This window comes from Streptomyces sp. NPDC030820, assembly GCF_055572075.1.
In genome coordinates, this window is record NZ_JBVIEB010000014.1 from 1 (window position 1) to 13883 (window position 13883).

The 13883-nt window shown below is 73.4% G+C and carries 10 protein-coding genes and 1 pseudogene; 2 read left to right on the forward strand and 9 right to left on the reverse strand.

The features are described from left to right. Positions 1-93, forward strand: a pseudogene (locus tag ACZ418_RS32655) (transglycosylase SLT domain-containing protein); the annotation flags it as partial. 79 nt (positions 94-172) lie between these two features. Here the strand turns inward: ACZ418_RS32655 and ACZ418_RS32660 are convergent. The 8 genes from ACZ418_RS32660 to ACZ418_RS32695 form a co-directional block, all read right to left on the reverse strand. Then, positions 173-1972, reverse strand: coding sequence for an SWIM zinc finger family protein (locus tag ACZ418_RS32660; protein WP_468370315.1), 1800 nt, complete (start codon positions 1970-1972; stop codon positions 173-175). A gap of 950 nt (positions 1973-2922) precedes the next feature. After that, positions 2923-5763: a DEAD/DEAH box helicase gene (locus ACZ418_RS32665; protein WP_468370318.1), complete on the reverse strand. Its 2841-nt coding sequence runs from the start codon at positions 5761-5763 to the stop codon at positions 2923-2925. A 95-nt stretch (positions 5764-5858) separates the two neighbouring features. Continuing rightward, positions 5859-6440: a sugar kinase gene (locus ACZ418_RS32670; protein ID WP_468370320.1), complete on the reverse strand. Its 582-nt coding sequence runs from the start codon at positions 6438-6440 to the stop codon at positions 5859-5861. After that, positions 6437-7582, reverse strand: coding sequence for an ROK family glucokinase (locus ACZ418_RS32675; RefSeq protein ID WP_468370323.1), 1146 nt, complete (start codon positions 7580-7582; stop codon positions 6437-6439). The genes ACZ418_RS32670 and ACZ418_RS32675 overlap by 4 nt, the downstream gene beginning before the upstream one ends. A gap of 140 nt (positions 7583-7722) precedes the next feature. Further along, on the reverse strand, positions 7723-8493 hold the full coding sequence (locus ACZ418_RS32680; RefSeq protein ID WP_468370326.1) for an ATP-binding cassette domain-containing protein: 771 nt from the start codon (positions 8491-8493) through the stop codon (positions 7723-7725). Further along, on the reverse strand, positions 8490-9518 hold the full coding sequence (locus ACZ418_RS32685) for an ABC transporter permease (RefSeq protein ID WP_468370329.1): 1029 nt from the start codon (positions 9516-9518) through the stop codon (positions 8490-8492). The genes ACZ418_RS32680 and ACZ418_RS32685 overlap by 4 nt, the downstream gene beginning before the upstream one ends. Then, the gene (locus tag ACZ418_RS32690) at positions 9515-10519 is read right to left on the reverse strand and encodes a sugar ABC transporter substrate-binding protein (RefSeq protein ID WP_468370332.1); all 1005 of its coding nucleotides are present in this window, start codon (positions 10517-10519) and stop codon (positions 9515-9517) included. The genes ACZ418_RS32685 and ACZ418_RS32690 overlap by 4 nt, the downstream gene beginning before the upstream one ends. 163 nt (positions 10520-10682) lie before the next feature. Beyond that, positions 10683-11420 (reverse strand): GntR family transcriptional regulator, encoded by a 738-nt coding sequence (locus ACZ418_RS32695; RefSeq protein ID WP_468370738.1) that lies wholly within the window; start codon positions 11418-11420, stop codon positions 10683-10685. Between the two features lie 130 nt (positions 11421-11550). On the opposite strand from ACZ418_RS32695, the gene ACZ418_RS32700 reads away from it, so the two are divergent. Further along, positions 11551-12567, forward strand: coding sequence for a Gfo/Idh/MocA family protein (locus ACZ418_RS32700; RefSeq protein WP_468370334.1), 1017 nt, complete (start codon positions 11551-11553; stop codon positions 12565-12567). A gap of 103 nt (positions 12568-12670) precedes the next feature. Here the strand turns inward: ACZ418_RS32700 and ACZ418_RS32705 are convergent, their stop codons facing one another. Continuing rightward, positions 12671-13852: a cytochrome P450 family protein gene (locus ACZ418_RS32705; RefSeq protein ID WP_468370337.1), complete on the reverse strand. Its 1182-nt coding sequence runs from the start codon at positions 13850-13852 to the stop codon at positions 12671-12673. Between the last annotated feature and the right edge of the window lie 31 nt (positions 13853-13883).

A 13883-nucleotide genomic window follows, 5' to 3' on the forward strand; every position in this document is an offset into this window, starting at 1 on the left:
AGCGTCACCGACCCGGTGGCCAACATCACCGCGGCCGCCAACTACGCCGCCCACCGCTACGGCTCCATCGACAACGTCAACTCCGCGTACTGAGCCGACGCACCCCAGCATCGCAAGGCCGGTGCCGGCAGCAACTACCGCTGCCGGCGCCGGCCTTCGCGCGTCGCGGCGGTCAGACGTCGTCCGGTGTGCCGAGGCCGGTCAGGGCGCCCACCGGGTCCAGGTCGGGCGTGCCGCGGGGCCACCAGTCGTCCCGGCCCGGCTCCGACTCGTACGCGTACCACAGGCCGTCGCGGCCCAGCCGGAGCTGGACGTGGCCGCGCGGATGGGTGAGGCGGTTGCGCCAGGGGCGGAACGCCGGAAGGTCGGCGGCGAGCAGCAGCGGGCGGGCCCGGTCGAAGCGGCCGGCCGGCGGGTCCCACGCCTCCTCCAGCACGGCCAGCCCGGCGGCCCCGCCCTGGCGCCAGGCCGCGACGGCCCGCGCGAGGTCGGCCGGGGGGCGACCGACGGCCGTGGCGAGCGTGGCGTAGAGGGCGCGGGTGGTGGCCGTGAGGCCGGAGCCGGGACGGGCGGCGGCCAGCCGCACCGCGTCCTGCCACAGGGTCAGCTCGCCCACCGGGTCGCGTCCGGTGCCGAGCAGCGCGTGGGCGCGGGCGGCGGCGTCGGTCGCGAGCTGGTCCAGCGCGAAGGGGTCCGGGCCGCCGGGCGCCGCCGGATAGACCGGGGGCTGCTCGGGGTGCGGGGGCGCCGGCAGCGGCGGGGGCAGCGGCGGGAGTTCGCGCGGGGCCAGAACATCAGCGGCGCGTACGCCCGGCAGGGACTGCGGCTGTCGCTCCTGAGCGGCGCGGGCCGCACGGGCGGCGCTGCGCCGGGACAGCGCGTCGAGCAGGCTTCGCTCGCCCCGGCCGCGCAGCAGGAGCAGCACGAACGGGTCGGCGTCGAGCAGCCGCGCCGTCTGGTAGCAGAGCGCGGCCGCGTGCTTGCAGGGGTGTCCGGAGTCGGGGCAGCTGCAGCGCGGCACGAGGTCGCCGGGGCCGGGCAGCAGGGGCACACCGCAGTCGGCGAGGGACTGGGGCAGTTCCTTGTCGAGCAGCGCGGCGATGTGCCCCGGCCGGTCGGCGGCCGCGTCCAGGAAGCGCGCCCAGTCCGCGTCCTCCAGCGTGCGGACCCGCACCTGTACCCGGTACGGCCGGGGCCGGCTCCCCCGGACGTACGCCAGCACCAGCCCCGGGGTCACGGTGATCGCGTCGACGTGCCCTTGGTCGGCGTAACCGCGGCCCCGCGCCAGCCTCTTGGGGTCGAGCGCGCCCTGCTCCAGCGCGGCCACCCAGGCATTGCCCCACCAGGTCCCGGCGAACGGCGCGCCCTCGGCGGTGGCCTCACGGGGCGCGAACTCCGGGAATGTACGCCGCAGTTCGGAGTCGCGGTGGGGGGTGGCCATGGTGGCGGGCAGGTACGGGGACGCCTGCGCGGGGGCCGTGTGGTGCGGTTGGGTGGGGGTGGCGGAGCTGGTGGGAGCGGATGTGGCGGGGAGCGTGTGCGGGGACGTCGACTCGTCCCCCCTCGGCCCTGATCCGGCGGGGGTGGTGACGGGGCGTGGCTCGGTGGTGTCGGTGCTGGCGTCGCTGCCGCTGGTGTCCGTGCCCGGGGTCGCGTCCTCCGGGGTGTCGGACCACGTCGGCATCCGGAAGGCATTGGCCAGGTAGTGCCGGATCTCCTGGGCGGCCTTGATGCGGGCGGCCGGGGAGTCCGGTCCAGGTGCGGTCGCGGGGCGCGGCACCGTGGCGGCGGAGCCACCGGTCGCACGCGTCCCGCGCCAGGTACGGGGTTCCATCGACCGCTTGCCCCGCGCGGCGGCCTCGTCCGCCTCGACCTCGGCACGCAGCGCCTCCCGGCGGGCGGACCGGAGCGCCTCCCTGGCCAGGTCGGCGGGGCGCACCGCGGGCCGTTCCGCACGGGCGGTCGTGGACACGTCTCCCTCTCCCGCACGAGCGGCCCCGGACACCTCTCCCCCTCCCGCACGAGCGGCCCCGGACACATCCCGGTCACCCACACGGTCGACCCCAGGCACGCCCCGATCCCCCACACGAGCGCCCCCGGACACCTCTCCCCCACCCGCACGAGCGCCCCCGGACACATCCCGGTCACCCACGCGGTCGACCCCAGGCACGCCCCGATCCCCCACACGAGCGCCCCCGGACACCTCTCCCCCTCCCGCACGAGCGGCCCCGGACACATCCCGGTCACCCATACGGTCGACCCCAGGCACGCCCCGATCCCCCACACGAGCGCCCCCGGACACCTCTCCCCCTCCCGCACAGGCGGTGCCGGGCACGTCACGGTCATCAGCGCGGGCGGCGCTGGGCACGTCTCGCGCACCCGCACGGGCGGGCCCGGACGTGCTCCGGTCAGCCGCACCCGCGGACCGCGCCGTGGCACCGGGCCCGTCTTCGTCGGCAGACCGCGCCATGGCGCCGAGCGCTCCTCCTCCAGCAGTCTGTGCAACGGACTGCGCCGGAGCCCCCGTCGTCCTGCCGTCAGCGGATGCGGCGGAGTCGCCGGTCCCGTCCGGCGTGCCGTCCGCGCCCGACCGGGCGGGCATCGCCGACCTGGCCGACCGGAGGGCGGCCCGCACGACATCCGCGGGCCTCGGCTCCACGGTGCCGGCCTGGTCGACCGGGCGCTCGGAGACCGCCTGCTCCGAGGCCGTCTCCCCCCGCCCTGCTTCCGCCGGCCCGGACCCGGCCTGTTCGGATCCGGCGCGCTCCGACGCGGCCTGTTCGCGCCCATCCTGCTCGGGCCCGGCCCGCTCCGACCCCGTCCGGTCCGCCCCGGTCCGCTCGGCCTCCGCCCGCTGCCGCGCCTCCCGCAGGGCCCGGCGGGCGGCGTCGCCGGGGCGCTGTTCCCCGCGTTCCCCGCCCGTCACGACGGCCTCCGCAGCGAGACGAGGTCGGACAGCTCGCGGTCGGTCAGTTCGGTGAGGGCCGCCTCGCCGGAGCCCAGGATGGCGTCGGCCAGGGCGCGCTTGGCGGTGAGCATCTCGGCGATGCGGTCCTCGACCGTGCCCTCGGTGACCAGGCGGTGGACCTGGACCGGCTGGGTCTGGCCGATGCGATACGCGCGGTCGGTGGCCTGTTCCTCGACCGCCGGGTTCCACCAGCGGTCGAAGTGGATGACATGGCCCGCGCGGGTGAGGTTGAGGCCGGTGCCGGCGGCCTTCAGGGAGAGCACCAGGACCGGGGTCTCTCCGCTCTGGAAGCGGTCGACCATGCGCTCGCGCTCCGGGACCGGGGTGCCGCCGTGCAGCAGGTCCATCGGGATCGCGCGGGCGGACAGGTGCGCGGTGATCAGGCGGGCCATGCCGACGTACTGGGTGAAGACGAGCGCCGAGCCGTCCTCGGCGAGGACGGTGTCCAACAGCTCGTCCAGCAGGGCGAGTTTGCCGGAGCGGGCGAGGAGCCGGTCGGCGCGCGGGTCTTCCTTCAGGTACAGCGCCGGGTGGTCGCAGACCTGCTTCAGGGCGCCCAGCAGCTTCAGCACCAGGCCCCGCCGGGCGATGCCCTCGGCGGTCTCGATGGCCAGCATCGACTCGCGCACCACCGCCTCGTACAGCGCGGCCTGTTCGCGGGTGAGCGGCACCGGGTGGTCCGTCTCGGTCTTGGGCGGCAGCTCGGGGACGATGCCCGGGTCGGACTTCTTGCGGCGCAGGAGGAACGGCCGTACCAGACGGGCCAGGCGCTCGACCGCCTCCTGGTCCTCGCCGTTCTCCACCGCGCGGGCGTGCCGGGCGCGGAAGGACTTCAGGGGGCCCAGGAGTCCGGGGGTCGTCCAGTCCAGCAGGGCCCACAGTTCGGAGAGGTTGTTCTCCACGGGGGTGCCGGTCAGGGCCACGCGCGCGGGGGCCGGGATGGTGCGCAGCGCCTTGGCGGTGGCCGAGAAGGGGTTCTTCACATGCTGGGCCTCGTCGGCGACGACCATGCCCCAGGGCTGTTCGGCCAGGCGGGCCGCGGTGGAGCGCATGGTGCCGTACGTGGTGAGGACGAAGCCGCCGTCGAGGCCGTCCAGGGTGCGGTCCGGGCCGTGGAAGCGGCGGACGGGGACGCCGGGTGCGAAGCGGTTGATCTCCCGCTGCCAGTTGCCCAGGAGGGACGCGGGGCACACGACCAGGGTCGGTTCGGTGCGGGCGCGTTTCAGGTGCAGGGCGATGAGCGTGACGGTCTTGCCGAGGCCCATGTCGTCGGCGAGGCAGCCGCCGAGGCCGAGGGAGGTCATCAGGTCCAGCCAGGCGAGACCGCGCAGCTGGTAGTCGCGGAGGGTGGCCGCCAGCCCCGCGGGCGGTGCGGCGGGGCGCAGGCCCGCGGTGAGCCGGTCGCGCAGGGCGGCCAGCGCGCCGACCGGGACGGCCTCGACGGTCTCGCCGTCGACCTCGGCGGTGCCGGTGAGCGCGACGGACAGCGCGTCGACCGGGTCGAGCAGGCCCAGTTCGCGCTTGCGGGCCTTGCGGACGAGGGCCGGGTCGACCAGCACCCAGCGGTCCCGCAGCCGCACGACCGGGCGGTGGGCCTCGGCGAGGGCGTCCATCTCGGCCTCGCTGAGCGGATCCCCGCCGAGGGCCAACTGCCAGCGGAACCGGAGCAGTTCCTCGCTCTCGAAGAAGCCGGTGCCGTCGGTCGCCGAGCCGGGCGCCGGGCGGACCACCGCGGCGGCCGTAAGGTCGCGGGCGAGGTCCCGGGGCCAGTGCACGGCGACCCCGGCCGCGGCCAGCCGCGGGGCAGCGACGCCGAGCAGCTCGCCCAGCTCCTCCTCGGACAGGGCGAGCACATCGGGCACGTCCTGTTCGGCGAGCCGGTCCAGGGGCGGCCACACGCGGGCCGCGCGCCGCACGGCGAGCGCGGCGTCCACCCGCGAGCGGGGCCCGAACGCCGTGTCGGCCTCCCCCGCCCACAGCGCCGCCGCGTCCGCCACCAGGGTGGGGTCCGCGAGGCTGTGCACCTGCACGATGGCGGCCCCTGCGGCGCGCGCGCCGTCGTGCTCGCCGGCGTCGAAGACGTCGTACGCCGACAGGTCCAGGCGGAGTGAGATCCGGACGCCCGCGTCCATGCCGGCGGCGACCTCGGCCGCCCATTCATGGGCCTGGGGCAGCGCCACGGGCTCCCGGGCGGCGAAGGGCCGGCCGGAGGTGGACGGGGCGGCCGGGGTGCGGGGCAGGGTGTCGGCGACCGCGTCGAGGAAGGACCGGATCAGGGCCTCCGGCTCGGGCAGCCGGAGCGGGCCCGGGTCCGGGAGCGGCACGGCGTGGCCCTCCGGGGGCAGGGCCGCGGCGACCGCGCGCAGGTGGGCGATGTCGGCGGGCTCCAGCGGGCCGGCCCGCCAGGCGTCGTGGCCGGCCGGGGTCAGGCCCGGCAGCAGGCGGCCGCGGGCGACCAGGCGCAGCGCGTGCAGCGCGGCGGCGCCCCAGCAGGCCGTGGCCGGATGGGCGGCCGGGTCGCGGCGGGCCCGGACCAGCAGCGGCAGGGCCTCGGCGAGCGGGAGGGTCAGCGCGGGCACCTGCCGGCGGCGGACGGTGGCACCGTGGCGTCGTACGACCGTGATCTCGGTCGTGTCGCCGTCGACGGACCCGCCGTCGGGGTCCCAGAAGGCGAGGCGGCCCTCGCGCGGGAGGGGCGCCGGCAGGTAGACGGACGCGAGGCGCACCGGGACCGGGTTCCCGGCCTGCCCGGAGCCGCCCGTGCGCTCGGCCACCGCTGCTGTGCCGCCGCTCATACGTCCTGCCACCTCCCGCCCGTGTATCGGATCAGACGTCTTCGACTCTACGGGCGGGGTCTGACAACCGGCCCCGGGACCGCCCGGGGCTGCGGCTACGGGACCGTGCGGGAGACGACGTAGACCATCGGGTTCCTCGGGTCGGACATGTTCACGACCACGTCCTGGGTCGGCGCGGGGTTCTTCTGCTGGTGGGTCAGTCCCCACCAGGGTCCGGCGCCGGTGAAGCGCCAGCCGCTGACCCTCTGGTCGCGGGTGCCGATGGCGATGTCGCTCTTCTTCAGTTCGTCCCGGCGTGCGCCCATGGTCTGCAGGAAGCTGTCCAGGCCGGCGGCGTTGGTGCGGAACTGCACGTAGAGGCGGCTGGTCTTCCAGTTGTTCGTCTCGTAGGAGGCGATGTAGTCGGCCGGGTGCGGGACCGTCACCTGGTAGAGGCGGCGCTGCACCTTCGACGGCCAGCCCGGGGTCAGGCCGGTCGCCGAGTACTTCGCCTCCTTGTCCTTGCCGCTGTTGCGGCTCTGGTTCGCGGAGATCACCAGGTAGCCGGCCGGTACGCCGATCAGCAGGCCGATGATCAGCAGGGTGAGCGCGCGGCGCCTGGCCTTGTGCCGGGGGTTCTCGGCGGGGCGGCGCGACTCGTGCGGCGGGGCGGCCTGGCGGGGCAGGGAGGCGGTCATGCGGTGTCCCGGTCACGTCGGGCCTGGGCGTACCGCTCGTAGCGTTCGTACCGCTCCACCCGGCGGCGCTTGGCCCTGCGGAACCGGCGGGCGACCAGCCTGGCCAGGTCGGCGGCGCCCACCATGCCGGCCTCGGGGCCGAGCTGGGCGCGGGTGATGCGGGCCTCGGGGCGGTAGCCGCGGCCGGTGAGGTGGCGCTTGAAGGCGTCCCGGGCCGGGCCGATGAGCAGGTCGTCGGCAGCCGAGACCCCGCCGCCGATGACGAAGCAGGAGGGGTCGAGGGCGGCGGCGAGGTTGGCGATGCCGACGCCGAGCCACTGGCCGATGTCCTGGAGCAGTTCCACGCACATCGCGTCGCCCTCGCGGGCCAGCTCGGTGATCAGCGGGCCGGTGATCTCGTGGATGTTGCCCTTGACGTGCTCGATGATGCCGTAGGCCACCGGGGAGTCGGCGGCGGCCAGCTCCCTGGCCTCGCGGACCAGCGCGTTGCCGGAGCTGTACTGCTCCCAGCAGCCGCGGTTGCCGCACGGGCAGCGGTGGCCGCCGGGGACGACCTGCATATGGCCGAACTCGCCGGCGACGCCGTACTTGCCCCGCTTGACCTGGCCGTCCTCGAGGATGGCGCCGCCGATGCCGGTGCCGAGGGTGATCATGACGAGGTGGTCCTCGCCACGTCCCGCGCCGAAGCGCCACTCCGCCCAGGCGGCGGTGTTGGCGTCGTTGTCCACGAGGACCGGCACGGAGAGGCGACCGCTCAGGCGGTCGCGCAGCGGTTCGTTGCGCCAGGACAGGTGCGGGGCGAACAGGACGCGGTTGCGGTCGGCGTCGACCCAGCCGGCCGCGCCGATGCCGACGGCGTGCACGTCGTGCCGGTCGGACAGGTCCAGGACCAGTTCGACGATGGTGTCCTCGACGACCTTGGGGCTCTTGGACTTGTCCGGGGTCTCCGTGCGGAGCTTCTCCAGGATGTTGCCGTCGGCGTCCACGACGCCCGCCATGACCTTGGTGCCGCCGATGTCGATGCCCACGGTCGGCACACGGGGTGCTGTCAGGTGGGAGCGGCGTTCCCTGGTACCGACCGTACGGAGCACGGGGGCCCTGCGGGAGCCGATGGGGGCGGTGAGGTCGCGGTAGGTGCTCATCGTTCGTCGATTCTGCCTCACCGTGGGTGTGGGTCGCGTACGGGACGGGAGAGGGGGGGCGCGAGCCTCGCCGGATGCGGGTGCGTTGCGGCTTGTCGGGCCCCGCGGCGGAGCCGCTGATCGATGCGGCCCCGCGCCCCTCAATCACGCTGCAGTTCATGGCGTAGGGCGTCCAGGTCGGATCCTCCTGCCATCTGCTGGGTCAGCGCGTCCAGGGTGATCTCGTCCCGTGTGCAATTGCCCACCATTGTGCCGCGCCGCAGCAGGACGAACCTGTCCCCCACCAGGTACGCGTGATGCGGGTTGTGGGTGATCAAGACAACGCCCAGGCCTTCGTCGCGTGCCGCGGCCACATATTTGAGGACCACTCCGGACTGCTTCACCCCCAGTGCCGCCGTCGGCTCGTCCAGGACCAGGACCTTCGCGCCGAAGTGGACCGCGCGGGCGATCGCCACGCACTGGCGTTCGCCACCGGAGAGGGTGCCGATGGGCTGGTCGACGTCCCTCAGGTCGATGCCCATGCGCAGCAGTGCCTCGCGGGTGGTGCGGCGCATGAAGTCGGTGTCCAGGCGCTTGAAGGGGCCCTTGCCCCTGCGGGGTTCGGAGCCCAGGAAGAAATTGCGCCAGACCGGCATGAGCGGGACCACCGCCAGGTCCTGGTAGACCGTGGCGATGCCGCGGTCCAGCGCCTCGCGCGGGGAGGAGAGGGTCGTCTCCTCACCCTCGATGCTCAGGGTGCCGCCGTCGTGCCGGTGCAGACCCGCGATGATCTTGATCAGGGTGGACTTGCCGGCTCCGTTGTCGCCGAGGACACAGGTGATCTCGCCGGGGTGGACCTCCAGCGAAACGCCTTCGAGGGCGCGGACGGTGCCGTAGTGCTTGCTGACGTCGGCCAGCTCGACCAGAGTCACTTGTTGACCTCCGCGCGCTTCTTGACCCAGGCGTTGAGCAGGGTCGCGAGGAGCAGCATCGCTCCGAGGAAGAACTTGAACCAGTCGGGGTTCCACTCGGCGAAGACGATGCCCTTGCTGGTCATGCCGAAGAGGAGGGCGCCCACGGCGGAGCCGATCGCGCTGCCGTGGCCGCCGGTGATCAGGCAGCCGCCGATCACGGCCGCGATGATGTAGATCAGCTCGTTGCCGACGCCCTCGCCGGACTGGACGGCGTCGAAGGAGAAGAGCAGGTGCTGGCCGGAGATCCAGGCGCCGAACGCCACGCCCATATAGAGCCCGATCTTGGTCCTGGCGACCGGGACGCCGACCGCACGGGCCGCGTCCTGGTTGCCGCCGACGGCGAAGATCCAGTTCCCGGCGCGGGTGCGCAGCAGGATCCAGGAGGCCACCGCCACCAGGCCGAGCCACCACAGGATCGTGACCTTGAAGTCGACGCCGCCGATCGTGAGCGTCGAGGCGAAGAGTGCGTGGGCCGAGGGGAAGCCCTCCATGTCGCCGATGGTCTTCGTCGACACCGTACCGTCGATCAGCTTGGTGAAGCCGAGGTTCATGCCGGTCAGCATCAGGAAGGTGCCCAGAGTGACGATGAAGCTGGGCAGCTTGGTGCGGGTGAGCATGAAGCCGTTGAAGGCGCCGACGGCCAGGGTCACGAGGAGGGACACTCCTACGCCGACCCAGGTGTTCGCCGTCATCTGGTAGCTGAACATCGAGGAGACCAGCGCCGAGGACGTCACCAGGACACCGGCCGACAGGTCGAACTCGCCGCCGATCATCAGGAGTGCCACGGGTACGGCCATGATGCCGATGGTCGACGAGGCGTACAGGACCGTGCTGAGGCTGGCGGCGCGCAGGAAACCGTCGGCGGCGCAGGCGAAGAAGCCGAAGACGGCGAGGGCGCCGACCACCGAGCCCAGTTCCGGCCGGGAGAGCAGCTTCTTGAGCGGCGAGCTCTGCAGAATCCTTTCATCAATGGCTGTGCTCATCGGGTGCCCCGCTGGGTGTACGCGGCCAGCGCGGCGGCCTGGTCCTTGGTGATGATCTGCGGGCCGGTCAGCACCGGCCTGCCGCCGCCGAGGACGTCGCCGTTGTACTTGTAGGCCCACAGCAGGTCGACCGCCTCGTAGCCCTGGAGGTACGGCTGCTGGTCCACGGCGAAGCCGAGGGTGCCGTTCCTCAGCTCGGCGGCGACCTGGGCGTTGAGGTCGAAGGTGTCGATCTCGGCCTTGCTGCCCGCGTCGCCCCGGGCCTTCACGGCGGTGTCGGCGTACGGGGCGCCGAGGGTGACGACGGAGTCGATGGAGTCGTCGGCCTGGAGCTTGGCCTCGATGGCGGACTGTACGTCGGGCATGTCGGTGCCGTTGACGTACAGCTTCTGCAGGGTGCCGTGGAAGGTCCTGGCGACGCCGTCGCAGCGCTGCTCGTGGCCGACGTTGCCCTGCTCGTGCAGCACGCACAGGGCCTTCTTCCTCCCGCGCTTGTTCAGCTCGTCGCCGACGGCCTCGCCGGCGATCGCCTCGTCCTGGCCGATGTGGGTGAGGGCGCCGAAGGCCTTGGACTCCGCGGAGCCGGAGTTCACCGTGATCACCGGGATTCCGGCCTTCTCCGCGCGGGCCACGGCGGCCTTCATGGCGTCCGGCTTGGCGAGGGTGACGATGATGCCGTCGACCTTCTTGTCGACCGCCGCGTCCACCAGCTGCGCCTGCTGCTGGGCCTGGTCGTCGTGCGAGTACAGGAAGTCGATGTTGTCCTTGACGGCGGCCTGCCTGGCACCGTTCTGCACGATGTCCCAGAAGGTGTCGCCGTCTCCCGAGTGGGTGATCATCGCAAAGGTCCAGCGAGGCGTGTTCACCGCCGCTCTCCCCTGGGCCGCGGCGGCCTTGCGGGCGTCCTCGGCCCGCTTGCCGCCGGTGCTGCTGCATGCCGCGAGGGACAGCGAAAGTGCCCCTGTCAGCGCGATGACCGCCCAGGTCCTGAACCGTGCCACGAGGCAGTGCCCCTTCTTGCTGTGTTCGTACGTACGGAAGGGGCCGGTGATCAGCTCAGCGGCCCCAAACGCTTCAGTATCGAACACGGGTGACACTCATGACACAGCCGGGGAGCACCCGCCCCTCCGAATGTCCGGACATTGCGACGAGCACGGTCGCGGGTCAGGGCCGGACGAGCAGCTGGAACTCGAAGGAGTAACGCGTCGGCCGGTAGGTGTGGTCGCCGAACTCGACCGCGCGGCCGGTGTCGTCGAAGGTGGTGCGCTGCATGGTGAGCAGCGGGGCACCCTCGTCCTCGGCGAGCCGCTCGGCCTCGGCCGCCGTGGCCCCGCGTGCGCCGATGGACTGGCGGGCGCTGTGCAGGGTGATCCCGGCGGAGCGCATCAGGCGGTACAGGCCGGTGGCCTCCAGCTGGTCGGTGTCCAGGTCGAGCAGGCCCGGCGGGAGGTGGTTGATCAGGTACGCCATCGGCTCGCCATGTGCGAGGCGCAGCCGCTCGATGCGGTGCACCTCGCTGCCCTCGGGGACGCCGAGCGCGGCGGCGACCTCGGCGGAGGCCGGCACGACCGAGTTGACCAGCACCTTGGTCGCGGGGCGCTGGCCGGCCGCCTCCAGGTCGTCGTACAGGCTGCTCAGCTCCAGCGGGCGCTTGACCTGACTGTGCACCACCTGTGTGCCGACGCCGCGGCGGCGCACGAGGAGCCCCTTGTCGACGAGGGACTGGATGGCCTGGCGGACGGTCGGCCGGGACAGACCGAGCCGCGCGGCCAGCTCGATCTCGTTGCCCAGCAGGCTGCCCGGAGTGAGGCTGCCGTGCTCGATGGCGGCCTCCAGCTGCTGGGAGAGCTGGAAGTACAACGGCACCGGGGAGCTACGGTCCACATGGAGGTCGAGCGACACGGTGGGGTCCACATCTGGTTTCGGCACGGGCCCGAGCGTAGCCCCGTGGTCGGTTGACGGGAAGTTGTGTAGTCCGGTTGTCCGGACATATGCATTGACAGCGCACGGGCTTCGCCCTCACTTTGTTTCCATGCGCATCGGGGTCATCGGTACGGGCCGCATCGGCAGCCTTCACGCGAGAACGCTCAGCCGCCACCGCGAGGTCGGATCGCTCATCCTGACGGACGCGGATCCTGCGCGCGCGCAGGGACTGGCACACCGGCTGGGTGAGACGGCGGCGCCGGGTGTGGACGAGATCTTCAAGTGGGGCGTGGACGCGGTGGTGATCACCACGGCGACGTCGGCCCACGCCGAACTGATCGGTCGGGCAGCCCGCTCGGGCCTGCCGGTCTTCTGCGAGAAGCCGATCGCGCTCGACCTGCCGGGCACGCTGCAGGCGCTCGCCGAGGTGGAGACGGCGGGCACGATTCTGCAGATGGGGTTCCAGCGGCGCTTCGACGCGGGATACGCCGGCGCCCGCGAGGCCGTGCGCTCGGGACGCCTCGGCCGGCTGCACACCGTACGCGCGATGACCTGCGACCAGTCCCCGCCCCCGGCCGACTGGCTGCCGCTGTCCGGCGGGCTGTTCCGGGACACGCTGATCCATGACTTCGACGTGCTGCGGTGGGTGACGGGCCGTGAAGTGACCGATGTCTACGCCACCGGGTCCGACGCCGGACCCGCGATGTTCCGCGAGGCCGGGGACGTCGACACGGGCGCGGCGCTGCTCACGCTCGAGGACGGCACGCTCGCCACGGCCACGGCGACCCGGCTGAACGGCGCCGGGTACGACGTGCGCATGGAGCTGGCCGGGGAAGCGGACACGGTCGTGGTGGGCCTGGACGACCGTACGCCGCTCGCGTCCACGGAGCCGACCGGACCACCGCCGGCGGACAAGCCGTGGCCGGGCTTCCTGGAGCGGTTCGGCCCCGCGTACGAGGCCGAGCTGAACGCCTTCGTGGAGGTGGTGCACGGCGAGCGCCCCAACCCGTGCGACGGCCACGAGGCCCTGCAGGCTCTGCGGGTGGCCGAGGCCTGCGAGCTCTCCCGTCGGGAGCGGCGCCCGGTGCCCCTGGCCGAGATCCCGGACCGGGTACGGGCGTCGTAGCCGAGGCCTGGCACGGGTGCCGTACGGCGGTCCGCCGGAACCGCCGGCCCACGCCGGCCGGGACTCGGGACGCGCGCCGGCCGGGTGCCCGGCAGGCGAAGAGCTACCAGCGCACCGGCAGCGTGCGGACGCCTCTCATCAGGAGGCCCGGGAGCCATTCGCCGGGTGGGCCGTCGAGGGTGAGGCCGGGGGCGCGGCGCAGCAGGGTGCCGATGGCCGTGCGGCCCTCCAGGCGGGCCAGGGGCGCACCCAGGCAGTAGTGGACGCCGTGGCCGAAGGCGAGATGGCCGCGGGGGTCGCGGCGGATGTCGAAGCGGTCCGGTTCGGCGTAGCGGGCGCCGTCGCGCTGGGCCGCGGTGAGGCCGATCATCACATGCTCGCCCCGCTCGATCCGGATGCCGCCGATCTCCAGAGGCTCGGCGGCATACCGGAAGGTGGCGGTCTCCACCGGGCCCTCGTAGCGCAGCATCTCCTCGATCGCGCCGTCCAGCAGGCCCATGTCGGCGCGCAGGGCCGCGAGTTGGCCGGGATGGGTGAGCAGCGCCAGGACGCCGTTGCCGATGAGGTTGACCGTGGTCTCGTGGCCGGCGATCAGCAGCAGGTAGGCCATGCCGCGCAGCTCTTCCGCCGAGAGCCGGTCGCCGTCCTCGGCGGTGGTGCGGATCAGGTCGCTGAGCAGGTCGTCGCCCGGACCGGCGCACCGTTTGTCCTCGATCAGCTCCCTCAGGTACTCGGCGAGGCGGACCACCGCGTCGTACTCGCTCTGCGAGCTGGTCGGAGCGACCACCTCCGTCGACAGTTTGCGGAACTCGTCGCGGTCCATCTCCGGAACCCCGAGCAGTTCGCAGATGACGGTGATGGGCAGCGGGTAGGCGAGGGAGCCGATGAGGTCGGCGCGGCCGGCCGGGAGCATCTCGTCCAGCAGGTCGTCCGTGATCTGCTGGACGCGCGGGCGCAGTCGCTCGACCCGGCGCATGGTGAAGGCCCGAGCGACGAGGCCGCGCAGGCGGGTGTGCTGCGGCGGGTCGGTGGCCAGCAGGTGCCGGCCGATCAGGTCCTCGTCGAGGAAGGTCAGGCCGATCCTGCTGCCGTCCTTGGCCAGGCGCGGGTCGGCGAGCGCGGCGCGGGCCTCCTCGTACCCGACGACGAGCCAGCTCTCGTAGCCACTGTCGGAACCCGGTGGCCGGACGCGGTGGACCGGGCCGCGCTCGCGCAGGCGCGCGTACACCGCGTGCGGGTCGCGGCGCAGTTCGTCGCCGTGCTCCCGCAGATCGATCAGCTCCATGACCTTTCCGTCCTCCCCTTGCGGCCCCCGA

What these genes read in the sequence shown, in the direction of transcription:
- ACZ418_RS32665 (WP_468370318.1), bottom strand. Translation starts at nt 5,763, where the DNA reads ATGAGCGGCGGCACAGCAGCGGTGGCCGAGCGCACGGGCGGCTCCGGG.
- ACZ418_RS32670 (WP_468370320.1), bottom strand. Translation starts at nt 6,440, where the DNA reads ATGACCGCCTCCCTGCCCCGCCAGGCCGCCCCGCCGCACGAGTCGCGC.
- ACZ418_RS32675 (WP_468370323.1), bottom strand. Translation starts at nt 7,582, where the DNA reads ATGAGCACCTACCGCGACCTCACCGCCCCCATCGGCTCCCGCAGGGCC.
- ACZ418_RS32685 (WP_468370329.1), bottom strand. Translation starts at nt 9,518, where the DNA reads ATGAGCACAGCCATTGATGAAAGGATTCTGCAGAGCTCGCCGCTCAAG.
- ACZ418_RS32700 (WP_468370334.1), top strand. Translation starts at nt 11,551, where the DNA reads ATGCGCATCGGGGTCATCGGTACGGGCCGCATCGGCAGCCTTCACGCG.
- ACZ418_RS32705 (WP_468370337.1), bottom strand. Translation starts at nt 13,852, where the DNA reads ATGGAGCTGATCGATCTGCGGGAGCACGGCGACGAACTGCGCCGCGAC.